Genomic DNA, 26,901 nt, shown 5'->3' with positions numbered 1-26,901 from the left:
TCCACCCTACCATTGGCCGGTAAACAATATACCCTTGTGTCCCGGATAGGTATAATCAGGCATAGGTGCCGGGCGCCACAAACCTTTGTGTCCGGCAAACGCGGAGGAATCGACATGGACCGTAACGATCCTGCAAAGGGCCAGGGACCCATCACCTCCCTCCACAGGACACTCTGGACAGAGATCCACAAGGAGCGCCAGCGGCACCGCGAATTGTACGCATCGGGTACCTCCGGCAGGATCACCCTCATCATTCTTGGAATGGCGATCCTGATCAATATCCTCCTCTTTGTTTCAAACCCGCTCTACCCCCTGATGTTCACCTCGGCAAGTTTCTTTTTGTTCATGTTCTATTTTGTTACGCTCCTCATCCCTCACAACTTAAAGGAAGCACCGCTCCCCCAGACCGAGATCTCCCGGTACCTCACCCGGCTGCGCGAGAACGGCATCATCGTAAGCACAAAAAAGTTCACCCGCGTCTTTCTCAATGCGTTTTTTATCAACTGCCGCCCGCTCTTCTACGGCTTTGCCCTGATCTTCTCTATCGATATCGTCCTCGTACTCGCAATGGCCTCACGGGGCGTGCTCTCCTTTTCGAGCACCGGTATCGTCCTCTTTGAATCCGTTGCCATCATCCTCTTCTACTTCCTTGTCTGGAGACTGGAACCGTACACCATAGAGTTCTTCTCCGGGGTTTCCGGCGTAAAAGAACACCTGATCAAAAAAAGAGTCCCGGAACCGGTGGTCTCCTCCCTGGTTTTTCTGGGCGCGGGCCTTGCCCTTTTTGGCATCCTCTCAACCCTTGTCCTGCTCCCCGGCATGTCCGTAAACAATATCCTCTCGGTAACGGACTTAAAGCAGCTCAGCCATTTCTTCCTTGCCATCGGCGTGATCCTGGTTACCCAGTACTTCATTATGCGGTACATCCACGGAATCACCAGCCGCGACCTGCTCGCACGGTTTTCACAGGGAAAGGCTGAGTGCCTCTTCCGCCAGATCGAGATCACCGGGCACTCCGGCCTGTCCAATGAGGATACGGCCCGCACCGATGCAGAGACATCTACCCTCTGCCGGGCCGCAGAACTCCTGCTCGAAACGCAGATCTATCAGGTGGACAAAAAAACACTCCTCGGGATGTTTCCCGTCTACATCGTTAACCCCGACTTTTCCCTGGTTCTCTTTTCTTCATCCAGAGAAGACACCGGGACATGCCCCGGATAAGGATCCCTGCCGCTTCCCGGGCCGGGCAGTTCCCTCAGGACACCTACCCCGATTGTACTTTATTTATAGATGGACATCGCATGTACGTCGTACTGCCTATGTCCGACGAACTCAAGACCGCAGACGTGGCCGGGAAAAAGGTCCAGTGGGACCCGGCACAGATGCGCAAGATCCAGGAGCATCCCTGTTTTTCCGAGAAGGCATGCCACACATTCGGGCGCTGCCACATCCCGGTTGCCCCGAAGTGTAATATCCAGTGCAACTACTGTATCCGCGACTTCGACTGCGTCAACGAGAGCCGGCCCGGCGTCACCACCAAAGTCCTCAATCCGGAAGAGGCCATGGAGATGATCGGGAAGGTTGTCAAAAAATACGATTATATCAAGGTCGTTGGCATTGCGGGCCCGGGCGATCCGCTGGCAAACGAGGAAACGTTTGAGACCCTCAAAAGGCTCCATGAAAAATACCCCGGGGTCATCAAGTGCATCAGCACAAACGGCCTGCTCCTGCCGGACAAGATCGACCTGCTCCAGAAATACGATGTGGGCAATATCACCGTAACCCTCAATGCAATCGACCCGGAGATCGGCGCAAAGATCTACCAGTTCATCGATTACAACGGAAAGCGGTATACGGGAATTGAGGCGGCAAAACTACTCCTCTCCCAGCAGCTCAAAGGTATCGAGATGGCCGTGGAGAGAAACATGATCGTGAAGGTGAACACGGTCTACATCCCGGGCATCAACGAGGATCATATCGTTGATATCGCAAAGAAGGTAGGCGGGATGGGAGTATACACCTTCAACATCATCCCCCTGATCGCCCAGTACAAGTTTGCCGATATCGCCCCGCCGACCCCCGAGATGAAGAAAAAGATGCAGGACGCCTGTTCCCAGTACGTCAAACAGATGCGGCACTGCCAGCGCTGCCGGGCCGATGCTATCGGGAAACTCGGCCACGATGTGCAGTCCTGCATGTACGAGAACAAGTAACTCCCGCCTCTTTTTTTTAGCGTTTACGGTTCTGCAAAAGGGACACTTCGTTTTTTACAGACACCCCTGCGTCTCCTTGTCGTATTCAGGTGCCGGAGTAAGCGGGAAAAGGATGAAAGTAAACACCATCGCGGGGAAAAATGTGGGATTTATTCCCAAAAAGGATCCCGGATCCGGTACCAGACCTTTCCTAGGAAGTAAGGCTGAACGTCGGGTACGAGGACTTCTGCGGGCTGGCACCGGCAAGGAGGGTATTGAGTTTGTCAATAAGCGTCTCAAGCGACGGGGGGATATCCGTGTCCTGGGCAGTCACGGTCTTTCCCCCATAGGAGATCGTGTAGGTCATGAGCCCGGGAGACTGGTACGGAGCCGGGTAATTGGCCTGGAGCTGCGAGAAATCGGACTCATTGAAGAGCACCGAAAGGAGCGCGAGAGCCGAATCATTCAGCCGCAGCTCGGTATTGGATGACCCTACTGAGACTGCTGCAACTCCGTTGGTGAAGATCACCAGCCGATCGTTTGCCCCGTTAATTCCCCCGCTCCGGTGGTAATCGATCAGGATCGCCGGGGGAGCGGTCTGGTTGACCGGGATGGTCTTTGTCCCAAGACAGCCGGCACCGGCAAGTACCAGCGCGATAAGGAAAAGGGGAACGATAAACCTCACGTTAATACACATCACCCCGACCATTCAGCCCGGATCCTGTCATTTCCCGGGTTATAATTGCAGTACGTCCGCCTTTTTGGCTTTCCCTGCCGATTTGCGCTCGGGAAGGATCTCCTCAAGTGCCTTTACCAGGCTGTCAGCCTTTTCGTTATTGAAGAGGGCCCGAAACGCGGCAAGTTCTGCGGCATTCATGATCATGATCCCCTTCTTCTTCATCGGCAGCCCGTTCTCCCCGAGGGGATTGACATCGATCGCAAGGGATGCCGGGCGGTTTTTGGTTGCAGGGAGCCGGATTATGGACACACCGGGAAGCGTGGTCTGCTTGCGTTCCCAGTCCGCGCCTTCCTCGATAAAGGCCTTGAGGGTTTCTGTTAGTTCCATGAAAAGAACTTTCAGCCGGAATATTAAAAGGCTATCCGTCCGCTGCGAAACTGGGTGCGGGGCCCTGCCATAGTCTAAAAGGGTCAAAAGCAGATATCTGAAAAGGACATTTTCCATGCCGCGGATTACGCTTGGCAACGATGAGCCATTCTCCCTTGACCAGACACTCGGATGCGGGCAGGTCTTTCGCTGGAATCACTCACCGGACGGGAGCTGGACCGGGGTCGCAAGCGGGAAGGTGATCCGGTGCCGGCAGAAAGGACGAACCCTCTCCTTTACCGGCGTGGACGAACCGTTTATCCGGCACTATTTCTCTTTTGATCTTGACCTTTTGGCCATCCTCGAATCCGTTGATCGCGACCCGTTCATCCACGCGGCAATCGGGCAGTGCCGGGGCCTGCGCCTTATCCGGCAGCCCCCGTGGGAGTGCCTCTGTTCGTACATCTGCGCCACCAATACCAACATCCCTGCGATCCGGCGCCGGGTTGCGACCCTTGCACAGCAGTTCGGCGATGCAATACAAGAGGGTGAAAACACATTCTTTTCGTTCCCCGACCCGTCACGGATCTCCTGCACCGGGACAGCATCCGCTCTTGCAGAATGCGGGCTCGGGTACCGCGAACCGTATGTTTTTAAGACTGCCTGCGATACCACCGCACACGAAACATGGGCAGAGAACATAGCGGCCCTGCCATACGAGGAGGCCCGCCGTGAACTTATGAAGTTCTCCGGTATCGGCCCCAAGGCAGCGGACTGCGTCCTGCTCTTTAGCTTCCAGACGTTCGAGGCATTCCCGGTCGATGTCTGGATCCGGCGGATCATGCGCGAGCATTACCTGCCGGAGCTCCCGCCGGATACTGCGCTGACCACACGGGAGTACGATGCCATACGAACCTTTGCCCGGAAGCATTTTGGCCCGTACTGCGGGATAGCACAGGAATATATCTACGCGGCACGGGAAGGTTCAAAGACCTGATTTGTCCCATATATCAGAAAACCCGGTGCTCCCTGCCCGCGCACCGTACCAAAAATACCCGATACCATGAACTGTTTCTCTCTTCCCCACCTGCCAAAACCGCTCCTTGCGATCACCGGAGCCACCCTGCTTTTTGGGACGGCAACGCCACTTTTAAAGATCCTTGTTGACGGGATGTCACCCCTGCTCCTGCTCACCATCCTTGCGTTCGGGTCCGGGGCGGGGATCCTCTGCTGGCGAATAGCCCGGGGCCACCGCCCCGCGGGGAGCCTGCCCCCGGCCAACAAGAGGGAACGCTGGCTCCTTGCCGGAACTGTGATTGTCGGCGGCTTCATTGCCCCTGTCACCCAGTGTTTTGCCCTTACCATTACCCCGGCGGCAACCGCGGCGCTTCTCCTCAACTTCGAGATCGTGGCAACCGTCCTGCTCGCATTCTGGGTCTTCCACGAACCGGCGGACAAACGGATCGGTTTTGCCCTTGTCCTCATCTTTGCCGGGAGCATCATCCTTGGCTGGAACGGAGAGAGCGTGCTCGGTATTTCCCTGGGGGCGCTCGGGATCATCCTGTCAGGGTTATTCTGGGGCGTGGACAACAACTGCATGGCGCATATCACGGCCTATTCCCCCGAGCTCATTGGACTGTACAAGGTGATCTTCGGGGGAAGCATTGCTGCCGTGCTCGTTATCGTACTCGGGGAACCCCTGCCGGGAATCAGCCTGATCGTCCTTGCCCTCCTCACCGGCTTCTTCTCGTTTGGCTTCGGGCTTATCCTCTTTATCGTGGCCCTGCGGGACATGGGAGCGGCACGGGCAGGGGCGATCTACTCGGCAGCTCCCTTTATCGGCTGCATTGCCTCGCTCTTTATCTTCTCTGATGCCCTTGGCAGCCAGTTCTGGCTTGCGGTGCCACTCTTTGCCGCAGGGGCGCTGATCGTGATCCACGAACAATGGAAACTGGGGTGCACTGCCGACATTGGGGATGAACCGGCAGGGAAAAGCAGATAGGAACAGGGTAGGGGAAATCCTGACGGGATAAGCAAATAAAAAAAAAGTTTTGGGAGAACGGGGAGTTTACGTCCCGATATCCCAGCTGCACTGGTACTTTTTCTGGGCTGCAGAGAGCTCATCGATGGAAAGGCCAAGCGACGCGAGCTTCAGCCGGGCCACCTGCTCATCGATCTCCTGCGGGACGTCGTACACACCGCCTTTGAGGGAGTCTCCCTGCTCCGCAATATACCGGGCGCAGAGTGCCTGGAGGGCGAAACTAAGGTCCATCACCTCGATCGGGTGACCCATACCCTTTGGTGTGGCAAGGTTCACAAGCCGGCCTTCGGCAAGCACGTGGACCGGTTTTCCCTTGAGGATGTAGGTGATGATCCCGTCGCGCTCAACGGTCGAGTCCGCGTGTTTTGCCAGCCACGCAATATCGATCTCCACGTTGAAGTGGCCGGCGTTTGCAAGGATCGCACCGGCTTTGAGCTTCCCGAAGTGATCCTTCCCGATCACGCTGGTGTTGCCCGTGGTCGTGACAAAGATGTCACCAATCTCTGCTGCCTGGTCCATGGTCATGACATGGTACCCGTCCATGTGCGCTTCGAGGGCCCGGCGGGGGTCAACCTCGGTGACCACGACTTTTGCACCCAGGCCGTGGGCTTTCTGTGCAAGGCCCCGCCCGCAGTAGCCATAGCCGGCAACGACTAAATATTTCCCGGCAATAAGCGTATTTGTCGTGATCATGATCGAGGAGAGGGCACTCTCGCCGGTTCCGTGCACATTGTCAAAAAACCGCTTCATGGGCGTATCGTTGACCGCCACTACCGGGAACTCGAGTTTCTTCTCGGCCGCCATTGCCCGGAGCCGGTGGATACCGGTAGTTGTCTCCTCGCAGCCGCCGATCACTTTCTTCAGGAGTTCGCGGCGCTTGGTGTGCAGGTAGTGGATGAGGTCCATCCCGTCGTCAATGGTAATCGACGGGGCCGCATCGAGCACCTGTTCGATTGCCGCATAGTACTCATCAACGGTGCACCCGCGCTTTGCATAGCAGTGCACGTTTTTTACCTCGTTCAACGCCGCCGCCACATCGTCCTGCGTGGAGAGCGGGTTGCAGCCGGTGATGTAAACCTTTGCGCCTCCCGCGGCAAGGGTCTGGACGAGATTTGCGGTCTTGGCCTCGACATGGAGGGCCATGCCGATCGTCATGCCCTTGAACGGTTTGTCCTTCTCGAACTGCTTTTTTATCGAGGCAAGCACGGGCATGTACTGTGCCGCCCAGTCAATCTTGAGCTTCCCGGTACTCATGAAAACACCTGTGCGGTACCCTGCCTTGCAGCGGGGACCACCTATCACTTACCCTGTACATAATGCAACAATGGCACATAAACTTCCCCGCAAAAACCGGGTCGCAGACAGGCAGATAGGTAGATAGGTAGATAGGGATGCGAGGAGAAACCGGAAATGACATGGTGCTCACGCGACGGATCATCCCCTGCCTTGACTTAAAGGACGGCCGGGTGGTGAAAGGGACCAACTTCCTTGGGCTCCGGGATGCAGGCGACCCGGTGGAGCTTGCGGGGCGCTACAACGAGCAGGGAGCTGACGAGGTGGTGTTCCTCGATATCACCGCTTCAAAAGAAAAAAGGGGTATCATTATCGAGCTTATCCAGCGTGCGGCAGACCAGCTTTTCCTGCCGCTTACGGTAGGGGGCGGCCTGCGGACACTTGACGATATCCAGCAGATCCTCCGGGCCGGCGCGGATAAGGTGAGCCTGAACACGAGCGCCGTCCACGACCCGTCAATTATCACCAAAGGTGCGGAGTCGTTCGGGACGCAGTGTATCGTGGTTGCCATGGACGTGCGCCGGAACTTCACCCTGAACCCGGAGGCAGTGCCGGTCCGGCTCTGCGATGGGACAACCTGCTGGTACGAGGTAGTCATCTACGGCGGGAGCAAGCCGACCGGGATCGACGCGGTGCGCTGGGCAAAAGAGGCCGAGGAGCGGGGCGCAGGCGAAATCCTGTTAACCAGCATGGAGACCGACGGAACGAAAAACGGCTTTGATATCGCAGTCACCCGGGCGATCTCGGAAGCGGCCAACATTCCGGTGATCGCAAGCGGCGGGGTCGGGACGCTCGAACATTTTTATGAGGGGTTTACCCGGGGAAAAGCGGATGCCTGCCTCGCGGCAAGCGTTTTCCATTATGGCGAGATGAGCGTCCGCGATGTAAAAGAGTACCTTAAGGGGAAGGGTATCCCGGTACGGCTCTGAGATCGAGCTCGAATGCGGCCACCGGCTGTTCCAGTTCGAACGCCGTGAGCACGGCGGGATGGATCTCGCCAAACACTCCTGCTTTTTTCCCGCCGACAATGATATCCGCCCGCCTTCCTTCGATAAATGCAGCGTCGTCCGACACTTCTGCGCTGTAGGCAACCCCTAACTCGCGGAGCACCGCGTCTGCATGGGCGTAGGCTTCAGAAAAGTCCGCACCCGCGTGGGTGCTGACAAACGCAAGGCGCTGGGTGGTGAGGAGATCGGCGATCACATCACCGGTGGCAAAGAGCCGCTGCGGGAGTTCCCGGTGCCGGTTGACCTGCAGCATCTCCAGGAGAAGCGGCACAATATCGGTCCTGACCACAGTGTATTCCTCGCTGATCGGGTGCATGAGACGGAGCGTCGCCGGTTCGCCGGGCCGCTGCATCCGGTCGCAGAGTACACGCTCGTTTGTCAGCGTAAAAGGCATCATCTCCAGGTACCCGAGGCCGGCAAGGATAGCCCGCGCCTGGCCGGCGATCCGGTTGGCCGGGTGCTCTTTCCCGATGGAGAACGTGGGCGGTACTTCGACGGCAAAGTTTTCGTACCCGTAGGCTATCGCAACATCCTCGAAGAGATCCCAGTCATGCATAATATCGGCCCGGTAGCAGGGTACCTGCACCCGGACCTGATCCGGCCCGGCCGGCTCCGCGCCAAACCGCATCTTTTCGAGCAGTTCCGCCATCTGCGGGGCGGTCAGATCGACCCCGATGAGCGCGGAGCATTCCCGGACGCTGACCGTGCGCACCGCGGGAGCCAGATCGGGGAAAGGAGCGCCATTTATCTCCACGCTCTCGATGGTCGCCCCAGCCTCGGCAAGAGCAGTACAGATGATGTTTGCCGCCACATTGACCGCCCGCTGGTCGGTGCCGGTCACATCAAGAAGGATATTTTTTGTCGCGGTCGTCACCCGGGTCCGCTCGCCATTGATGATCGGCGGGAACGAGCAGACATGATCCTCATTGTCAACGATCAGGGGAAATAGCGGGAAGTCTTTTACGATCTTTGCATAGTCCCTGCCCTTCGGGTGTTTTTCGAGAATGCCGTCAAGGGTGAGCTCGTCAGTGAAATCGAGCGGGACAAACTTCCTCACCCGGGGGGAGGCAACATAATGGAACGGTGGAGTGATGGTGTCGAGGTCGTGGATGCCGATGGCAACCTTGCTCCTCCCTCTCCCGACTGCCCAGTGCAGGGCTTCCTGGAGCGCCATGACCGAGAGGATAGACTCGTCGTCGAAGGAAACATTCCGGATGACCGCCGAAGCAAGGCAGGGCCGGATCGCGGCAAGCTTCGAATCTATCGTGAAGCGGATCCCGGAGGGTTTCACCATGTAGCGTGGCAGGCCGGTTTCGATCCCTAAAAATCCCCGCATGGCCCGGGCTGCACCTTCGACTGAGAAGAGATCGGGGCGGTTGGGGAAGAACTCCACGTCCGCGTGGTCCTCCTCCAGGCGTTCGACCTCGGAACCGATCATCGGGAGGCGTTTGAGGATTGTCTCCCGGTCGGTGCCGGTGAGCCGTTCGAGGTACTTGTAGGAAAGGCTGATGATCGCCATGTTACGCCTTCCTCCCCGCTGCGGCCGGGGCATGCACGGGGCTGTTTCGTATCCATTCAAGATCGCTCAGGTACAGCTGCCGCAGGTCCTTGAGGCCCAGCCGGAGCATGGCCACCCGGCTCACGCCAAGCCCCCACGCGAGCACCGGACATTTTACGCCCCACGGGTCAGTGACCTCCTGCCGGAAGACACCTGCCCCGCCCATCTCCACCCAGCCAAGGCCGTCCACCCAGATCTCGGGCTCGACCGAGGGCTCCGTGTAGGGGAAGAACCCGGGCCGGAACCGGACATCGGAGAAGCCCATCCGCTGGTAGAACTCTTTTAAAAAGCCCAGCAGGTGACGGAAGGTAACATCCTTGTCCATCACGATTCCTTCAAGCTGCTCGAATTCGGGAGTATGGGTGGGGTCGATCGCCTCGCGGCGGTACACCCTGCCGATGCAGAACGCCTTGACCGGTGGTTCCGGGTGAGCGGCGAGGTACTGGATCGAGAGGCTGGTCGTGTGGGTACGGAGCACGCACTGCTTTGCTTTTCCGGGGTTCCACTTCCCGCCCCAGCCGGTAGACGAGGTATTGCCGCCATGCTCGTGCATGTCGCGGAGGCACTCCCATCCTTCGGGAAGCGGTGCATCCTCTTTGAGGTAGAACGTGTCCTGCATCTCGCGGGCCGGGTGGTCCTGCGGCTGGAAGAGGGCATCAAAGTTCCAGAACGCGCTCTGGACGATCTCCCCGTGCATCTCGGTAAAGCCCATCTCAAGGAGGATCTGCCGCATCTCGTCGATGAGCCGCTGGTACGGGTGGGACTTGCCCGGGTAAACCGTCTTGGGCAATTTTTTGATGTCGTACTTCCGCAGGCTCGCGTTCTTCCATGAACCGGAGAGGATCTGGTCCCGGGTGAGGGTGCCGATCTCTTCTCGGATGTCAAGACCGGCATTTACGCGGAGTGTTCCTTCGGATGTGATTGTGAGAAGGTTTTGAACGGTTTCGGACTCCCGAGCTATCCCTCGTTTGACAAACTCCTTGATGCTTTGATTGTAATCTTCCCCGAATTTAAGAGCGGGATCCGCGTGTAATTTGCCAGTTTCATCAAAACAGAGAAGGATGCTATTTTCTTTTTCCGTCGAAGCATTCGGCACTTTAACAACATAAGTGCCGTTGAGCTGTATGAGCCCTCTCTTTCGCAATTGACCAAAACCGATCTTAAATGCATCATTTTTCTGGAGATCTGTAAGCGTTGTGCCTGTTTTGATTGCATCGAGAATCTGAGTTTCGGGAAGCTGATCGGATTTGCGGTATTTTATTCCTTCTTCGGTCAAAGTGGGAATTTTCTTGACAATTCTTTCGACCTTCGCAAGCCCCTTGTCTTCAGCAAGGTGCCCCCACTGGACAACCGCCTCGGGGGTCGCATTCAGGAGAGATGCGAGATGTTCCGCATCGGCCTTCTTCTCCTTTGCCAGCGCAGCAAGCAGCCGTTTCTCGTTTAAGGTCAGTTCCGCCATCGCCTTTCACACCTCAATCGTCTCTGCCGCCACGTCCATCTTCTCCCGGAAATCCTTTAAAAATGCCACGACGCGCTCCGCGGTCTCCTTCTTGCACTGCCCGCAGGTGATCTCGCCCGACCGGCACTTCCGGTGAAGTTCCGCGAGTTTTGCATCGTCGGTGATCATATGGAACATGTTGAGGAGATAAAGCGTGCACTTCTCCGGTTCGCCGCCAAGGCGCCGCTGCTCTTCAAGCGTCATCCGGCCTCCGGTTAGGGCGCTCATCACCTTCTTTCGCACGGCTGCCTCGGGTTCGTAGAATGAGATGAGGCTCTCGGGAATGCTCGACGACATCTTGCCACCGGTGAGCCCGGGCAGGAAGATATGATATGTGGATGAAGGCGTGTAGAACGCATACCCGCCGCATGCCCGCTCGATATCCCGGACCTTTGTGCTCACATCGGCACAGGCAGCGCCTTTGATGTCCACGTGGCCCTCGTATTTTTTTGCGTGCGGGAACGCTTTTTTCACCGCATCGAGCGCAGCCTCGGGAGCGTTCTTTGAGCGCACGCTGACGTAATCCTCGCGTTCCTCAACCGTGAACATCCGGAACTTGTGGGCGATTCCCCGGGTAAGCCGGATATGGGGATCCTGATCTATCCCCACGGGTACAAGCGTCGGGGCAGGTTCACGCTCTACCTGCGGGTACAGGATGTCGGCAACCTGCGTGATCACGCTGTCCGCGTGGGCAAGGGCTGTCTCCGGGGTAAAGCCGTAGATCGCGGTAAGTTCGGAGAAATTTACCTTGGTTGCCGCTTCAAACGCAAGGTCCTTGAGCCGGGAGTTTTTGCTCTGGAAGTATGTCTGCCCTTCAAAACCCAGTGCATACAGGCATGAAAGGTATTCCTTACCATATTCCCGGCATTTCTCCCACGACAGGCCTCGGACTGCATACGCTTCGCGGTCAGCAATCGTCACATACCCGTTTGCGCCCTGCTGCACATGCCAGACTACTTCCCTCATGAGCATCAGGTGCCCGAGATGCGGGTGGCCGCTGGGCATGAACCCGGTGAGAAGATGAAAGGGCGTGTGGTTCCGGATTGCCCGGGCAATCGGGAGATAGTCGCGCTGGCCGACCACGATCCCCCGGCGCATGAAGTACGGGACCTCAGGCAGCTCAGGCAGTACCGGCGCAATCGGGTCAATACCGAACTCGGCAAAGGTCTTCTCGACATCGAGCGTCGGGGTGCTCGACCACGGGTTGATCTGCGGCTCTGTCATGATATAAACGCTCTTTTTGCACGTTGTTAAAGCACGGGATTATAACTTGATCCGCGCAAATTCGACGAACTGGATACCGGTAGTATGTACACAGCCAAACAACATCTTCTTTTTGACGCTATGCGCCATCCTCACTGACCGTGAAACCACGCTGATAGGCATGACGGCTTCCTTTTCAATGGCATGCACCAGGAGATCGGAATGCACGTTCTTCCCGCAGTAGACACGGAAGTGGTGGCCGAACTTGTAACCGGTCCGGGGCGTGAAATCGTGCCGGCGCAACTCGGCGTACACTTTTTCCTTTGCGGCAAGTTCCGGATCCGACTCCGAGGCGTATGCGAAATAATCTGCCGTGCTGATGAAAGCCCCGTCCCTTTTTGCCTTGAGGACCCCGCAATCCATGAGATAGAGCAGCTCTACCGGGGCAAGCATGAGCCGTTCGTCATCAAGCCGCTTCCCAAACCCGGCTCGTTCAAGATCCGATTGCAGGGGTACCCGGATCATGGCAGATCTTCCCACGAGAACAGATTCTGCCTTTGCAATAGGGGGCGCATGGACTGATGCATCGGCGAGTTTCTGGAGCTTGATCTCGTAATAGGTGAGCTCCTCCTCGTCGTCTACAACCGCGAGCACGTACTGCTTGCGCATGTTCCTTGATGTGACCACCTCTTCTATGAGTTTGGTGAACCGGACCGGATCCCGTTCCGAGAGGACCCGCACCAGGTAGAGCGACTCGCCGGTCCCGGGTTTCTCCCCGCGCCGGAATACGCGGAAATCATGGGGCCCGGTCTGGACTACGTACCCGCGTTCGCGCAGATCGCGGTACACAAGGAAACTGCGCAGGAAATTGCGCTGATCCGCATACTCGGCAAGGAGCGAATCGAAGGTATACCCGGGAACATCGAGTTTCTGGCGATGAAGAAGGTAGAGAGCTTCCTGCGGCGCGAGGCGGATCCCCTCGCCCTCGGGGCGCCCGTACCCGCTCTGGTCATAGAGAGTCCGCCCGTCCTTTCCGGTCAGCACCGAGGTGCCGTCAAATATCGCCTTCACTGCAGGAACTATTGGGAGTACAGTATAATAAGGACGTAGGGGGGACACCCGGCCGCGCGGAATGATGACCGGCGGAGAGCCTCATACTATCGGTTTTTGGGACGTAGGAGGCGCAATATTTCATAAGAATTACGTTTGCCTTGTCCGACATTATTATGATTATAAAAAGCTAATATTTTTAGCCATATTGTATCCTTTAGGTATGTCGCTGTTGCACGTCCCCCGGATCCTCTACCCGACCGGGAAGATTAAAGCACTGCCGTAAGGCATGCAGATGGTTCCCGGTACCGGGAATTTTTTAGGCGGCCAGTTCACGGACCTTTGCGATATTGCCGCGATCATCCCTTCGTTCGTCCACCGGTGTTTCGCAGACAAGCGGGAGGCGCGCAAAGACCGGGTTGTGCAGGATGTGCCGGAATCCGTCTTCACTAATAAACCCCATCCCGATGTGCTCGTGCCGGTCTAGGCCGCTCCCGAGATCACCTTTGGTGTCGTTGAGATGGATAACGCGAAGACGGGAAATCCCGACCTGCTCATCGAACTGTGCAAGGGTGGAGGTAATTCCCTCCCTGGTCCGCAGCTCGTAACCCGCGGCAAACGCGTGGCAGGTATCGAAACAGACTCCGATCCTTTTCTCATCGGAAAGCCCCGCAAGTATCGCACCGATGTGCTCGAAACTGCTGCCAACGCTGTTCTTCTCCCCGGCGGTATTCTCTAAAAGCAGCATTGTTCCCGATTCCGATGAGGCAAGGACGGTATTTATGGCTTTTATGACCCGGGCCCTGCCACCCGCAATCCCGTCCCCAAGATGGTGGCCGAGATGGGTGACCAGGTAGGGAATGCCCAGCCTGTTGCACCGGTCAAGCTCGGCATTCAGAGTCTGGACGGACTTTTCCCAGATCTCCGTTTTTGGCGAGGCCAGATTCGGAAGATAGGGCATATGGTCAACCGGGAGGAGGCCGGTGGCTGCGATCTTCTTTTTGTAGAGATCACAATCTCCCTCGGACAGGGGTTTGTATCCCCATCCCCGGGGATTACGGGAGAACATCTGGAAAACGTCGCAGCCTGCATCTTTTGCCCGGTCAACCGCGAGATCGAGCGAGCCGGCAATGGAGACATGCACGCCAACTTTTACCGGTGCCATGGATTAATCGTGCTCCTGTAGGGGGATCATCGTACCTGATTAAGGATTGCGGCTTCTCGGCACATGGAAGTTGTGATCGGACAAAAAAGAAAGAGCGTGATCCGCAGGGTTCTAGTCCCTGCGGCGCCGGCCGGCAATACAGAGAGCGGCAATGCCCAGCCCAAGAGCACTCAAGGCCGCAAAGGGGAGGGCAGACTGGGGGGTGGTTGCTGCCACAGGAGCATACGATTCTGTCGCGGCCGGTGTACCTGATCCCGGATTCGTTGCCGTGACAGAAAGCGGGGGAACCACGTGCACGATATAATCGGAGATTGGCTGGACACCACCGATAAGGCCGGTATTCCCGGGGCAGGATGAAGAGAGAGCCTGTCCCCTTACCAAGGTGACGTTCACGCTCGATGCATCGTTCCTGCCGTTGAAAAAGAGCGACTGGCCGGCACTGAGGGTCTGCTGCGCCACGGTTATGTTCCCGCTCGCGATCGTCACGTTCGAGGAAGTCGCCGTGCAGGTCGTGCCGGTGCAGGAAGAGCAGTTGGGGGAGGTGATTTCGCTTACGGCGTAATCTCCGATGAGCTGAACAGGGAGACTCCCGATATCGCCAATTTCATCGGTTGCCTCATCCGCAGATGTCCCGGATCCGTAAAGTTTCGCAAGCGAAATCCAGGTCCCGCCCGTTCCGCCAAGGCTGACGGCCACAGCCTGATTCCCGTTGGCAAAAACGGTAAATGCAGCCGGATCGGGGACGGTACCAGAAATGGTCGTAACGTTGAGCGGCGTCCACGAGCAGACAGGGGCTGATGTGCCATTACCATAATCACATCCATACTGGGACGGGGAGGCAAGGGTCAGGGTATTGTTTACAGGAGAAAGATCAGACACCGTACCTTTAACCGTAACTTCAAGGACAACCGCACCGGCCGGGATAACGCATGCAGCGAGAATAAGCAGGGCAGCACACAGGACAAGACATACGTGGTTTTTCATGAGAAGTTCCTCCGGGGCCATTTGCACCGGACCTGATTTTACTATCCGCCGGGTGGGATAAAAATCCCGTTCATCTGTTCCGGTAAAAATGAGAGTACCTGCCATCTTGATGAGGGAAGAGGGTTAACTTCCGTTCATGCAGGTCACCTTCCTTGGGACAAACGGCTGGTATGATTCTCTCACGGGAAATACCGTATCCGCGCTGATCACGGCACGGGATTACGATATCATCCTTGACGCGGGGAACGGGATTGCAAAAGCCGACCGGTACATGACGCAGGACAAACCGGCCTTTTTGTTTCTCAGCCACTTCCACCTCGACCATACCGAAGGTCTTCACACGCTGGTAAAATTCCGGTTCAAAAAAGGCCTCTCCATCTGCGGGGGAGTGGGGACAACCGCAGACCTTGCAGGACTCCTCCGCGAACCCTACACGGTACCGCTTGACCGGGTCCCCTTTGCCGTCACCGTAAAAGAACTAAAGGAAGGCGTGCATGAACTCCCCTTTAAGGTAACCTGCCTGCCCCTTGTCCACCCGGTGCCCTGCACGGGGTACCGGTTCGAGATCGATAACAAGGTAGTGACCTACTGCACGGATACAGGACTCTGCGACAATGCAGTCTCACTCGCGCGTGATGCCGATCTTCTTATTACGGAGTGCGGGTTAAAACCGGGGGAGAAAAGTCCGCTCTGGCCCCATATGAACCCGGAGGATGCAATTGAGGTTGCCCGGCGGGCCGGGGCAAAACGTCTGGCGCTGACGCATTTTGGGGCAGAGGTATATAAGACGCTGGAGGAACGCCGGGCGTTAAAGGCGCAGTTCGAAAAGGAATGCCCGGGACTTCTGGTATCGGAAGACGATCTGACTATAGAGGTCTAAAAAAACCTCGTAACCTGATGCCTGCCGCCAAGACCGCGTTGTTTTTTTAGAGGGGACGGAGGTCGGAAATCTCCTTTTGTATCTGTTCCCGTTACGGATTCCGTTTCTTCTATTAACCCGGACGCAGATCACTCAGGTAGACCTATGGATCTACGGGCGCTTATCCCGAAGGGTACCCAGGCCTTCAGGACCAAGACCATTGACAAACTCATGGAGTGTACCAGCGGCGAGCATGCGCTCAGGAAAGTGCTTTCGCCCCTCGATCTCACGCTCATGGGCATTGGCGCCATTATCGGTACCGGTATCTTTGTCATCACCGGGGTAGTCGCAGCCAATTATTCCGGCCCGGCCCTGGTCATTTCCTTTGTCATCGCCGGTATTGTCTGTGCTTTTGCAGCCCTTGCGTACGCGGAGTTTGCCGCAATGGTCCCGGTTGCCGGAAGCGCATACACGTACAGCTACGCGTCGCTTGGTGAGATCTGGGCCTGGATCATCGGGTGGGACCTGATCCTCGAATACGCGGTCTCGATAGCGGCAGTTGCAGTCGGCTGGTCGGGATATGTCACCAGCCTTGCAGCAGGGGCCGGGATCACGTTACCTGCAATGCTTGTGAATCCCCCCGGGACCAGTGGGGGACTTGTCAATATCCCGGCAATGGTAATCATCGGCCTTGTAACGCTCCTGCTCATCATCGGGGTACGTGAGAGTGCCCGGGTGACCACAGTAATCGTCGCCATAAAACTGGGGGTAATCCTCCTTTTCCTGTACCTGGCCTTTGGTCACATCCAGCCGGCCAACTGGGTGCCATTCATGCCGTTTGGCTGGAACGGGGTTATCACCGGGGCCGCAATCGTCTTTTTTGCCTACATCGGGTTCGATGCAGTCTCAACCGCGGCAGAAGAGGTTCAAAACCCAACAAGGGATGTGCCCCTCGGGATTCTCTCTTCACTTGCCATTGCGACAGTACTCTATATTGCGGTCTCCGCTGTGCTCACCGGGATAGTTCCGTACTCGCTCTTTGCCGGGACAAGCGCGCCGGTTGCATTTGCCCTTGAACAGATCGGGATCTCATGGGGATCGGCGCTCATCTCAGTCGGGGCAATCTGCGGCATCACTTCGGTTATCATTGTCCTCCTGTACGGCCAGACCCGGATCTTCTTTGCCATGTCCCGTGACGGGTTGCTTCCCGGGATATTCCGGCAGATCCACCCGGTATACCGGACACCGGTCAAGGTTACCCTTCTTGTCGGCACGGTCACGGCACTCCTTGCCGGATTCCTTCCGCTCACCACAATAGCCGAGCTAGTGAACATCGGGACGCTTGCCGCATTCATCATCGTGTCTCTGGGTGTGATCGTGCTCCGGTACACGAAACCGTCGTTTCCACGGCCTTTCCGGTGCCCGCTTGTCCCCCTCGTCCCAATTCTCTGCATTCTTTCCTGCGGACTCCTGATCCTCGCACTCCCGCTCGTCACTCACCTGCGCTTTGTGCTCTGGCTCACCGTCGGCCTCGTAATCTATGTCATCTACAGCCGGCACCATAGCAGGATCAACGACAACACGAGTGCGCTTGAATGCTGGAAAGGATAAGCAGCCGGGACATTCCCGGGGATGCAATGCCAAAAAAGTTATTTATTAAGTTTTTTCATGGCCCATGCCATGTTTTCGCCCAGCACCTTCATGGTCTCAAGCCCTTCATTGTCTTTTTCCACATCGCCAGGTGCAAGGCCAATCCCTACGTTCCAGTAGCATGAGCCCGGGACTACCATCTGGCTGATGAAGAAGAAGTGATTGATCGTATCAAACGTGTGAATTGCCCCGCCCCGGCGGACTGCCACAACCGCTGCCCCTACCTTGCGGCGGAACATGCTGCCGTTTGCCATGGCAACAAAACCGGACCTGTCGATCAGGGCTTTCATCTCCGCAGTCACATCAGAGAAGTACGTCGGGGAGGCAAGGATGATCCCCTCTGCCTCATCCATCTTTGCAATACACTCGTTTGCAAAATCTTCGATCACACAGCGGCGGTCCTTCTTCTCCATGCATTTCATGCAGGCCGTGCACCCGTGAACTTTCTTTCCCGCAAGCTGCACGATCTCGGTTTCAATTCCAGATTTTTCGAGTTCCTTAAACACTTCCCGCACAAGAATTGCCGTGTTCCCGTCCTTGCGGGCACTCCCGTTAAATGCAACAACTTTCATGGATCTCTCCGTAAATCTGAGAATACTTCCCGTTGGCATCACCCGCTCATAATACCGTTAGTAGCCCCGGAGATACTTGAGGATCCTGAAGGAAACTCACGGACCGGGAAGACCCGGGGAAACGAGCAAGCGTTAAAAATTCGAAATCCGGCTTCATCCGGATCGCAGAACAGGGGTACCATCTTAAGAGCCCACGCGCCAAATAGTCGTGCGATATGAATACAAGATTGCAGTTTTCCGATCTCTCCCTCTCAAAAGAGATCGCGAAAGCCATAGAAAATATGGGCTTTGAAGAGCCCACCCCCATCCAGGCACTTGCCATTCCCCTTATCCAGGCCGGCCGCGATGTGACCGCGCAGGCACAGACCGGTACCGGAAAGACCTCCGCGTTTGGCATCCCCGTTATAGAAAATATCGATGCTTCACAACGGGTCGTGCAGGTCATCGTTCTGTGCCCCACCCGGGAACTCGCCATCCAGATCGCCGAGGAATTTTCCCATCTCCTCGCCTACCTCCCAAAAATCTCCGTTCTCCCGGTCTATGGCGGCCAGCCCATAGAACGCCAGCTCAAGGCCCTTGCAAACGGTGTCCACATTGTGATTGGCACTCCCGGGCGTGTGATGGATCACCTCAAGCGCCGTACCCTCTCACTTGACCATGTCTCGATGGTTGTGCTCGACGAGGCGGACCAGATGCTTGACATGGGATTCCGGGACGATATCGAGCTCATTTTAAAGCGCGTACCCCAGAAACGCCAGACGCTTCTCTTCTCTGCAACGCTCCCCAAGCCGATCATCGAGATCTCAAAAAGGTTCCAGAACCGTCCCGAATTTGTCCGGGTCGAGTACCAGGAGCTCACCGTTCCTGCGATCGAGCAGTCCTATATTGAAGTCAGGGACCGGGACAAGCTCGATTCTCTCTGCCGGGTGATCGATGTCGTTGACCCGCAGCTTGCTATCATTTTCTGCAACACAAAACGGGGCGCAGAAGACCTTGCCGGCCGCATCCGGGCACGGGGTTACCGCGCAGAAGAGCTCCACGGGGATATGAAACAGTCCCAGCGCGACCGGGTCATGGGAGGGTTCCGGAAGGGTACCATCGATATCCTGATCGCAACCGATGTTGCTGCGCGCGGAATAGATGTCGAAGATGTGGACATGGTGATCAACTATGATGTCCCGCAGGACGTTGATTACTACATCCACCGGATTGGCAGGACGGGGAGGGCAGGAAAGAGCGGGCGGGCGATCACCTTTGTTACGTCCCGCGATTTCACCAAGCTCCGCGAGATCCAGAAATACATAAAAGTCCAGATCCCCAGAAAACCCCTGCCCACGGCTGACGATGTGGTCGAGCAAAAAACAAAGACTATACTCGAAGAGGTACGCGAGACCATCCAGAAGGGAGGTACCGAGCCGTATGCCCGGATTGTTGAGCAGGAGAGCGAAGGGGATCTCACCACGCTTGAGATCGCTGCAGCCCTTTTAAAAATACGCCTGGAACAGGGAAGCGATTCCCATACCGAGCACGCGGTTCCGAAGGATTTCGGGGATACCGGTGCAGAATCAGGCATGGTAAGATTTTTCCTGGGTATCGGCCGCGACCACAAGGTGGCACCCAAGGATATTGTCGGGGCCATTGCCGGGGAAACAGGTATCCCGGGAAAATACATCGGCGCAATAAGGATCCTCGATACATATTCCTTTGTCGAAGTACCCCGGGAGTATGCGGGTGAGGTCTATACGATTATGAAAGAGCGGACGATCCGGGGACTCTCCACGGCAATAGAGCCGGCACAGGGCCGGCACCCGTAACCGGGAAAAAACAGGATCTTTTTTTTTATAAACATAAGGGAAACGGCACAATCCTCAATATCTCGCAAACCGAACCCTTTTGCATGAATGCAAAGATGATCCTTGGTGGCATCGTATTCCTGATGCTTTTGCTTATCGTTGCCGGCTGTACCCAGCCGACCGCACCGCAGGCAACCCCGGCCCCCACAGCCGAGGCGACTACCCCGGTGCCGGTAGCCACGACCACAGCGGTTCCGACAACCTTTGTCCCCGCCACACCGGGACCCACCCAGACACTGCAGGCAAACTGGGCTGTCCAGGTTCAGGTAAACAGTAATGGAAAGGCCATCGATCCGGAGGTAGTTTACACCTTCAATGGCGGCATGGGCATGAATTTAATTCCGGAAATCGATGTCCAGCTCACCCGCTCCGATGGTACTGTGGAGAACGGCAATTTTACACAGCCTATGTCCGTAGGCCAGACCGTCAGTCTCCCGGGCACTACCGGGAATAATGACCGGGCAGAAGTCTGGGTGATCACTCCTCAGGGCGACCGGGTTAAGATATACGATCAGTATGTCCCCTTCCGATCTTACAACTAATCTTTTTTTTATCCCCTGTATTGCGAGAGGTAATCTGACTCCCGATTCGCAAGAGACCAAAAGCATCAGAGGTATCATTCCTTCTTGATGCGATTTGGCGATCCTATAGATAGACGAGGATGTTCTTTATTGGTCCTTCAACGTGCGCTATTTATCCGGAACTTCCGGTCATTCATCCTCCAGATGAAGGGTCTGCCAGGTAACCGCCTTTTCCTCCACGGCTTTCTTTATCACCCGCTGGGTACGGGAGAGGGTCGCACTTCCCTGTTTCACATCCATAAAGATAATCCGGATATCCGATCCTTTTTCATCGGCAACCGATGAAAGGCCATCAAAAATAATGTAATCTACAGGAGATCCGATGAACCGGGCATCGGCAGGAAGATACCCAAATGAGGGCAGCAGGGGTGCCATCTGCTCGGCAATCCTGCCTTTCAGGGTGAAACGGGAGCGGTTGACAGAGTCTTTGCGGATCTCGGCGGCAGATTCTGCTTTCCAGCGTTCAAGATCGGCACGGTACCGGGCCTCGACTGTCCGAAACTGCGCTCTCATAAAAAGCAGGCCGAGGAAAAAACCGATAACCAGCGCGACACTTACGTATTCAAGGATATCTTCAAGCGCCATGCACAAAGGTACAGGGTCGGCTCTTTAGGCAGTACTGCATGCAGGGTGAAAATGAAGATCCGATACCTCCCGGTCGTGATCCGAACGTCTGCCCCCGTTGCAACCCTATCCTGACTTCCCTGAGGCAAGGACTGATTTGGCGACCCGGGGAAACTATGGAGGAAAAACCCGTACCCCCAAACCACAATTCTTTTTTCCCGCAAGGGATGACTTAGAGACTGTATCGTTATGCAGAAAAATCCAGCCAGAAAATACCAGGTGGTCGAGGAAGCAGAGATCGACCTCGTCCTCAGGTCCAGGGACAGCCGCGAATTTTATGAGCAGTACCTCAAGGTATTCCCGGACACAAAAAAAGGTCTCGACAGCATCAGCAAGATATGGAAACGGCGGAGCGAATTTGCAAAAAAAAGGCAGCTGACCCTTCCCCAGGCAGAAACCGGAACCGCAGCCACACGGGAGATTCAGTCCCTCATTGCCGATCAGACAAAAATTATGACAGATATTGCGGCGCTCACCAGAGAAAATCTTGAAATAAGCAGGCAGATTCTCCAGGCACTCGAACACCAGAACCGGCTCATGACCGGGCATCCTGATGAGAAAGCCAAAGATCCGGTTCACCCGGAACATCTCCAGAAACCCCCGGTCCAGAAGAAGATCCCCGAGAAGCAGACGCCCATAATGGTAGGTTCCTGATATACCACCATTTTTTTTTTAGAGCCGTTGTTTCCCGCGCGTATCTTTTTTTAATTCCGGTTTCCCGCGGGAACTCATATATATGCAGTTTTTTTGGGAAATATCCTGCGCAAATGCGATTAATTTTTCAGGGAGGCCCCGGCGAATGTTTTGTAGTGTATATTGCGGACAACATCGACCTCCGCGATAACCCTATTCTTATATATAGATCAAGACAAAATTTCTTAAATATGCCACGAGGACGCCCAAAAGGTTCCAGAAACCTGAGTGCTTACGAACGCGGGAAAGTAAAGAGAATACGGGAACTCCTCTCCCAGAAAGGGATCGGCGATTTTGATCGACTCAGGGATAACCAGGTTCTGAATACTATCTATGTTAACACGGACGGCGAAATATTTGTAAAATACGGCCTGGAAACCGCTGGAGCAGAAGAAAAAGCCCCAAGGAGCCGTGCCAGCGAGAAAATAATTGCAAAACTGGAAAAAAATATTGCTCTCTTACGGGATGTTCTCTAAAACCATCCAAAAAAATTTATGGGAAATATATTCAGGAATCTTCGAAGTTTATTGGATTATTATTCCGGTATCATTCCCCTGATTTATCACTCCTGCAATTTCCGAGCGCTCCCGTGAAGTTAGTGAGGGACAGACCGGCTGCACGAACCATTATCTGAGAAGACCGTGTGTGCAGCAGATCCTCGTGGAAAGCACCTGCGATCAAAAAGAAATAGCATAAAAGTCATATCTCCGGCATCCCAACCCATGCATAGACCGGGTGGTTATCGTATCTCTTGTTCCTATCCCGTACCGCATCGCTGCACTTACTGCTGAAAAAAATGCCCTCTTTAGTTACCCCCCTGACCGTCTTTCAGGTATCATCCGGGATGTAGGCTTCCGGTGCACATACTGTGCGAAATGCTGTACCCGGGCATTCAACGGTCACGTCTTCCTGCTGGAGCAGGAGGTAGCCACGGCACGTGCAATCGATCCTGATGCACTCGAACCCGCCCCGGATCCCGAGTTCTGCGACCAGCACGGTACATTCTATGTCTCCGGCTATGCCCTGAAAGTCAAAGACGATAAAGAGGGATCCTGCTGGTTCCTTGAAAATGGCAGGTGCACAATCTATGACCGGAGGTTTGCCATATGCCGTATCTACCCATACATGCTCCACCGGGAGCCGGATGAAGACGGGATCATAGACTGGCGCCAGATCTCCGGTTTTGAAAAGCATGGTAAATACAACGCAAAAATTACCGATGAGGAAAGCCGTACCCTGGCCCGGGAGACCATGGAATACGAACATGCCTTCCTCGACCACCAGATTGCATTCCTGGAATGTGTGCAACAATGGTTTGCGCGGCACCAGCTCCGGCATGTCCAGAAAGTGTACGATGACCGCATGCGCCAGTTCAAAAAGGGCAGTCCTCTCACCGTCATGGTATATACCGGCGGGCAATTCGAAAAATGCCAGGTTTTCCCCAAACCCGCACCCCGGGAATCATAAGGCCAAAAACAGGATTCATGATGTGTGAACGGAGAGATTCCTCCGCCCTTATACAGCGTGCAGGATCAAAAGCGTGATATCGTCATGCTGGGGGCGGTTGCCGGCAAATGTACTGATAGCATTAAGGATCTTCTCGAGCAGTTCTGCGGCAGGAAGTGTGCGGTTCTCCATGATAACGGAAAGAAGGCGCTGCTCGCCAAATTCCTCTTCATGATCGTTGATTGCTTCGGTCACGCCATCCGTGTAAAGCACGAGCACATCGCCGGGCCGGAGATCCATCCTGGCAGACTGGAGATCCATCTCATCGGTTAACCCAAGCGCGATGCCCCGGGCTTTGAGGAGGACGACATCCGACGAGGTCCCCTTGAGAAGCAGGGGAGGGTTGTGACCGGCATTCACATAATCAAGCGTCATTGCGCGGGAATCAAGGATCGCATAGAAGAGCGTGACAAACATGTCTGTCTTTGAATCCTCACAGATCAGCTGGTTTGCATGCCCGATCGCCACCGCCGGGTCTGCATTTGCGAGGGTACTTGCCCGGATAAGGGTACGGGACAATGCCATGAAGAGCGCGGCGGGCACACCTTTGCCGGAGACATCAGCGATCACCAGGCCCCACCGGTCCTTCCCGAGCGGGATGAAATCGTAGAAATCACCGCCAACCTCAAGGGCAGGAATATTTTTTGCTGCTATTTCGATGCCGGCAATGTCCGGTGCGGTATCCGGAAGGAAACTCTGCTGGATCCCCTTGGCAATCTCAAGTTCCTTTGCAAACCGTTCTTTTTCGGCAGTGGTCCGCTCCAGTTCGTCCATGTGCTCCTTGAGATCGGCAGCCATCGTATTGAACGAATGTGCAAGGTCCTCGAACTCGTCCCCGGTGTGAATCTCAACCCGGTACCCGAGATCCCCTGCACCTATTGCTTCAGAGCCGCGCTTGAGCGCCGCAACCGGGCGGGTGATTACCTGAGAGAAGAGAACGGACAGACCCGCAACCATGACAAAGAGCAGGACAAAAAGGGCGATAAAGAGACCTTTTGCCGAGTTCATCGTCTGGTTTAAGTGAACCCCGGTATCACTGGTAGCATTGACGATCTGCCCCCGGGTATTTTCTGCCGGGGCAATCACCTCATCCACCGGCACAACAAGGGCAACGCTCCAGTTGACACTCTTTACCGGGGCGTAGGCAACGTACTTTTCCCCGTCGCTAAACGGTACCCGGGCGATACCGGTCTGGCCGGCCATCATATTCTGTGCAACAGCAGCAAGAGCGGAGTTATTGCTTGTCAGGAGATTTTCCATCTCAAACGATTCATCCCACCCTTTCTCACCTGCAGAGATTCCCGGGCGTGCAATGACATTGCCCCGGTCATCGATCAGCATGGCATATCCCTGGTCCCCGATCTGCGTATTGATGATCTCCGCATTCACTGTAGAAAGGGTGACATCGGCGGCAACGACCCAGGTGGAGTTCCCGGTGGAGGCAGGAACCGGCCGCGAACAGGTGACCATCAGGCCCTTGCCGGAAGCATCGATGTACGGGTCGGACCAGGAAAGATCACCGGACTGCACCGCACGGATATACCAGTCCCGGGTCCGGGGATCGTACGACGAGGGGATTGTATTGAGCCACGGATGGACATACAGGATACCGCTTCCCGTGCCAACATAGATCTGGGTGATCCGGGGATCCGATGCAAGCATCGGACCCATCACGTCATCAAGCGAAGCAAGGGAATAGAGTTCGTTTTCAACACCAGCCCTGGTGACACCGGGAGAGAGGACATATGCCGAGGAAGAACCGGGATCCTGCGGGCGCTCTGACTGGTCATAGAGCGGACGGGTTGTGGCAGGTCCGGCCCTGACAGTTGCTGCATACCCGGCAAGCGTATCCATCTCCCCGTCAACCTGGGAAAAGACAACGTTACTTATATCGGCCTGGTCGGTTGCAAGCCGCACAAGCGAGGCCTCGGCATTTGCTTCAAGGGCTGTGGTGCTGTCGGATACCGCACGATCACCCAGCTGCCCGCTGCTCGTAAGGGCATATGACCCCATGTCGCTCATGGTCGAGAAAGCAGCGTACCCGAGGATACCGAGTGCGACCATGGAGAGGGATAAAAAAACAATCAGAATCTTTGTCCTGATCGATATTCTCTGCCACGACCCCGGTATGCGCATCATGACCCTGTTTGTCACACGATACGCAAAAGTGTTGTTCTTTTGTTTTCTGGCCAATGATGGTCCCGGGAATCCGGTGAAACATTCTTCCTGTTAATCCCTGACACAGGTAGTAAAAACGAAAAAAGGATATTCAGATGTTACCCGGGCCAAACTGCTGCTGGGCTGAGGGAGCAAAGGCACCTTCGACCGAGCCTGGCGGGAAAACACCCGGGGCTGAACCGGTCTTTGCATACGTGTACAGGGCAACGGTGAAAATTCCCTGCATGGCAGAGGCCAAGATGGCAAGGACCACGATCAGGACAAGGAGGAGAACAAGTGCTGCGATAATGAGTGTCGGATTACCTATAAAGAGAGTCGCAAGGAAGAGGAGAACCCCGACAAAACCGACTGCGGCAAAGACGAGCGTGATCGAGATCGTCCCGACAACGCTCTCTCCCCAGGTCTTCTTGAAGAGTTCTAATGATTCCTTCATCGCGGCAAACACTCCCTTGTCCTCGAATGCGAGCACCGGCACCACAAAGAGGGTCACCAGGCTCCAGACACCACCGACAACCGCAGCGGCGATCTGGCCAAGGAATCCCGCCCGGTCTTCGATCATGCGCAGGATAAGGCCGACCGTTGCTGCAACGATTGCCCATGCAAGGATGGCTCCAAGGTGGCGTCCTGCCGCAGAGAGTCCTTCCCCTACGGACATGTCTTTCCCGTTCAGCTTTGCCTGGACGCAGCTGATAAGGCCGACGTTAAAGAAAATCACGACAAAGTAGCTGACCACATAGAAGAGGAACAGCAGCACGATACCGGCAACGCTGTTTGTCGAAAGTGAATAAGCGCTGTTCGAGAGGATCAGCGGTATGACAAATGTTGCAATGACAAGGAGGGTGACAAGGCCGGAAAGGATGGGGAACGCAAGGAGTTTTTTATCCTCCATCAGGATCCGCCAGCTCGCCTTGACGAGTTCGAAACTACGAATAATCCTATCTATCATATTCCACTATGTGCCATCCTACGGCATGAATGTTTTTTTTTGCTCCGTTCCCGCATTTTAGGCGGGATCGACGAGAAAAGCAAAAAGGGTAAAACAGAATTCCCACCCGGAACTACCAGGCGCGCTGGAATCAGCAAAAAAAATTTAAAAAACGTTCGGGGCGCAAGCTGATGATGCCGGAAAATCTACCACTCAGCGGCTAAGCATTTGTAAAAAAGAGTTGGACACGAGCTGAAGATTTTAAAAAATGTGTGGCTCAGCTGCTGAGGATTTCAAAAAATGAGCGGGGCGCGAGCTGAGGATTCCGGAAAATCGGCTATCCAGTTACTGAAGATTTTTAAAAAAGATCGATACGATTCTGCACCAAACTCTGCCAACCCACAAATAATCATCACATTTTCTG

Annotated in this window: 25 protein-coding genes; 12 read left to right on the top strand and 13 right to left on the bottom strand. The window is 55.5% G+C overall.

Annotated features, from left to right (window positions below; all coding sequences use genetic code 11):
* Window positions 1–114: 114 nt before the first annotated feature.
* The gene (locus MBOO_RS03445) at window positions 115–1,221 is read left to right on the top strand and encodes a hypothetical protein (protein WP_012106206.1); all 1,107 of its coding nucleotides are present in this window, start codon (window positions 115–117) and stop codon (window positions 1,219–1,221) included.
* A gap of 98 nt (window positions 1,222–1,319) precedes the next feature.
* A complete protein-coding gene (gene nifB, locus MBOO_RS03440; protein WP_012106205.1) occupies window positions 1,320–2,213 on the top strand; it encodes a nitrogenase cofactor biosynthesis protein NifB in 894 nt (297 codons plus the stop codon).
* Window positions 2,214–2,403: 190 nt separating this feature from the next.
* On the opposite strand, the gene MBOO_RS03435 is transcribed toward nifB, so the two are convergent.
* Together MBOO_RS03435 and MBOO_RS03430 are read right to left on the bottom strand one after the other, a co-directional pair.
* Entirely contained in the window at window positions 2,404–2,901 is a 498-nt protein-coding gene (locus MBOO_RS03435) for a hypothetical protein (protein WP_012106204.1), read from the bottom strand.
* A 27-nt stretch (window positions 2,902–2,928) separates the two neighbouring features.
* Entirely contained in the window at window positions 2,929–3,258 is a 330-nt protein-coding gene (locus MBOO_RS03430; protein WP_048068580.1) for a hypothetical protein, read from the bottom strand.
* 115 nt (window positions 3,259–3,373) lie between these two features.
* On the opposite strand from MBOO_RS03430, the gene MBOO_RS03425 reads away from it, so the two are divergent.
* Window positions 3,374–4,234, top strand: coding sequence for a DNA-3-methyladenine glycosylase family protein (locus MBOO_RS03425; RefSeq protein ID WP_012106202.1), 861 nt, complete (start codon window positions 3,374–3,376; stop codon window positions 4,232–4,234).
* A 66-nt stretch (window positions 4,235–4,300) separates the two neighbouring features.
* Window positions 4,301–5,239: a DMT family transporter gene (locus MBOO_RS03420; protein WP_012106201.1), complete on the top strand. Its 939-nt coding sequence runs from the start codon at window positions 4,301–4,303 to the stop codon at window positions 5,237–5,239.
* Window positions 5,240–5,305: 66 nt separating this feature from the next.
* Here the strand turns inward: MBOO_RS03420 and MBOO_RS03415 are convergent, their stop codons facing one another.
* Window positions 5,306–6,532, bottom strand: a complete 1,227-nt coding sequence (locus MBOO_RS03415; RefSeq protein WP_012106200.1) for an adenosylhomocysteinase — start codon at window positions 6,530–6,532, stop codon at window positions 5,306–5,308.
* Window positions 6,533–6,693: 161 nt separating this feature from the next.
* On the opposite strand from MBOO_RS03415, the gene hisF reads away from it, so the two are divergent.
* The gene (gene hisF, locus MBOO_RS03410; protein ID WP_048068248.1) at window positions 6,694–7,500 is read left to right on the top strand and encodes an imidazole glycerol phosphate synthase subunit HisF; all 807 of its coding nucleotides are present in this window, start codon (window positions 6,694–6,696) and stop codon (window positions 7,498–7,500) included.
* On the opposite strand, the gene pheT is transcribed toward hisF, so the two are convergent.
* From pheT to MBOO_RS03380, 6 genes are all read right to left on the bottom strand, one after another.
* Window positions 7,469–9,097, bottom strand: coding sequence for a phenylalanine--tRNA ligase subunit beta (gene pheT, locus MBOO_RS03405; RefSeq protein ID WP_012106198.1), 1,629 nt, complete (start codon window positions 9,095–9,097; stop codon window positions 7,469–7,471). The two genes, hisF and pheT, sit on opposite strands and share 32 nt — an antisense overlap.
* A gap of 1 nt (window position 9,098) precedes the next feature.
* Complete coding sequence (pheS, locus tag MBOO_RS03400; RefSeq protein WP_012106197.1) at window positions 9,099–10,595, bottom strand: phenylalanine--tRNA ligase subunit alpha; 1,497 nt, start codon at window positions 10,593–10,595, stop codon at window positions 9,099–9,101.
* A 6-nt stretch (window positions 10,596–10,601) separates the two neighbouring features.
* The gene (locus MBOO_RS03395; RefSeq protein WP_012106196.1) at window positions 10,602–11,858 is read right to left on the bottom strand and encodes a tryptophan--tRNA ligase; all 1,257 of its coding nucleotides are present in this window, start codon (window positions 11,856–11,858) and stop codon (window positions 10,602–10,604) included.
* 39 nt (window positions 11,859–11,897) lie between these two features.
* Window positions 11,898–12,908, bottom strand: coding sequence for a tRNA-intron lyase (gene endA, locus MBOO_RS03390; protein WP_048068247.1), 1,011 nt, complete (start codon window positions 12,906–12,908; stop codon window positions 11,898–11,900).
* A 298-nt stretch (window positions 12,909–13,206) separates the two neighbouring features.
* Window positions 13,207–14,052, bottom strand: coding sequence for a deoxyribonuclease IV (locus tag MBOO_RS03385; RefSeq protein WP_012106194.1), 846 nt, complete (start codon window positions 14,050–14,052; stop codon window positions 13,207–13,209).
* 111 nt (window positions 14,053–14,163) lie between these two features.
* The gene (locus tag MBOO_RS03380; RefSeq protein ID WP_157677581.1) at window positions 14,164–15,036 is read right to left on the bottom strand and encodes a hypothetical protein; all 873 of its coding nucleotides are present in this window, start codon (window positions 15,034–15,036) and stop codon (window positions 14,164–14,166) included.
* A 136-nt stretch (window positions 15,037–15,172) separates the two neighbouring features.
* On the opposite strand from MBOO_RS03380, the gene MBOO_RS03375 reads away from it, so the two are divergent.
* Together MBOO_RS03375 and MBOO_RS03370 are read left to right on the top strand one after the other, a co-directional pair.
* Entirely contained in the window at window positions 15,173–15,916 is a 744-nt protein-coding gene (locus tag MBOO_RS03375) for an MBL fold metallo-hydrolase (protein ID WP_012106192.1), read from the top strand.
* Window positions 15,917–16,060: 144 nt separating this feature from the next.
* Window positions 16,061–17,506: an amino acid permease gene (locus MBOO_RS03370; RefSeq protein ID WP_012106191.1), complete on the top strand. Its 1,446-nt coding sequence runs from the start codon at window positions 16,061–16,063 to the stop codon at window positions 17,504–17,506.
* A gap of 38 nt (window positions 17,507–17,544) precedes the next feature.
* Here MBOO_RS03370 and MBOO_RS03365 read toward each other — a convergent pair whose 3' ends face one another.
* Complete coding sequence (locus MBOO_RS03365; protein ID WP_012106190.1) at window positions 17,545–18,117, bottom strand: flavodoxin family protein; 573 nt, start codon at window positions 18,115–18,117, stop codon at window positions 17,545–17,547.
* 215 nt (window positions 18,118–18,332) lie between these two features.
* On the opposite strand from MBOO_RS03365, the gene MBOO_RS03360 reads away from it, so the two are divergent.
* Window positions 18,333–19,931, top strand: coding sequence for a DEAD/DEAH box helicase (locus MBOO_RS03360; protein ID WP_012106189.1), 1,599 nt, complete (start codon window positions 18,333–18,335; stop codon window positions 19,929–19,931).
* Window positions 19,932–20,014: 83 nt separating this feature from the next.
* A complete protein-coding gene (locus tag MBOO_RS03355) occupies window positions 20,015–20,512 on the top strand; it encodes a hypothetical protein (RefSeq protein WP_012106188.1) in 498 nt (165 codons plus the stop codon).
* Window positions 20,513–20,680: 168 nt separating this feature from the next.
* Here MBOO_RS03355 and MBOO_RS03350 read toward each other — a convergent pair whose 3' ends face one another.
* A complete protein-coding gene (locus MBOO_RS03350; RefSeq protein ID WP_012106187.1) occupies window positions 20,681–21,136 on the bottom strand; it encodes a Holliday junction resolvase-like protein in 456 nt (151 codons plus the stop codon).
* A 228-nt stretch (window positions 21,137–21,364) separates the two neighbouring features.
* Here MBOO_RS03350 and MBOO_RS03345 point away from each other — a divergent pair, with 228 nt between their 5' ends.
* From MBOO_RS03345 to MBOO_RS03335, 3 genes are all read left to right on the top strand, one after another.
* Window positions 21,365–21,829 carry a hypothetical protein gene (locus tag MBOO_RS03345; protein WP_012106186.1) on the top strand — a complete coding sequence of 155 codons (465 nt, stop codon included), beginning with the start codon at window positions 21,365–21,367 and terminating at the stop codon, window positions 21,827–21,829.
* A 155-nt stretch (window positions 21,830–21,984) separates the two neighbouring features.
* Entirely contained in the window at window positions 21,985–22,344 is a 360-nt protein-coding gene (locus MBOO_RS03340) for a hypothetical protein (protein ID WP_232385623.1), read from the top strand.
* Between the two features lie 259 nt (window positions 22,345–22,603).
* Entirely contained in the window at window positions 22,604–23,335 is a 732-nt protein-coding gene (locus tag MBOO_RS03335; RefSeq protein WP_012106184.1) for a YkgJ family cysteine cluster protein, read from the top strand.
* Between the two features lie 48 nt (window positions 23,336–23,383).
* Here MBOO_RS03335 and MBOO_RS03330 read toward each other — a convergent pair whose 3' ends face one another.
* Both MBOO_RS03330 and MBOO_RS03325 read right to left on the bottom strand, forming a co-directional pair.
* Window positions 23,384–25,513: a SpoIIE family protein phosphatase gene (locus MBOO_RS03330; protein ID WP_048068577.1), complete on the bottom strand. Its 2,130-nt coding sequence runs from the start codon at window positions 25,511–25,513 to the stop codon at window positions 23,384–23,386.
* Window positions 25,514–25,643: 130 nt separating this feature from the next.
* Window positions 25,644–26,498, bottom strand: coding sequence for a DUF6159 family protein (locus MBOO_RS03325; protein WP_012106181.1), 855 nt, complete (start codon window positions 26,496–26,498; stop codon window positions 25,644–25,646).
* Between the last annotated feature and the right edge of the window lie 403 nt (window positions 26,499–26,901).

The organism is Methanoregula boonei 6A8 (genome assembly GCF_000017625.1).
Classification (GTDB): domain Archaea; phylum Halobacteriota; class Methanomicrobia; order Methanomicrobiales; family Methanospirillaceae; genus Methanoregula; species Methanoregula boonei.
This window is presented reverse-complemented; position numbering and strand designations above follow the sequence as displayed.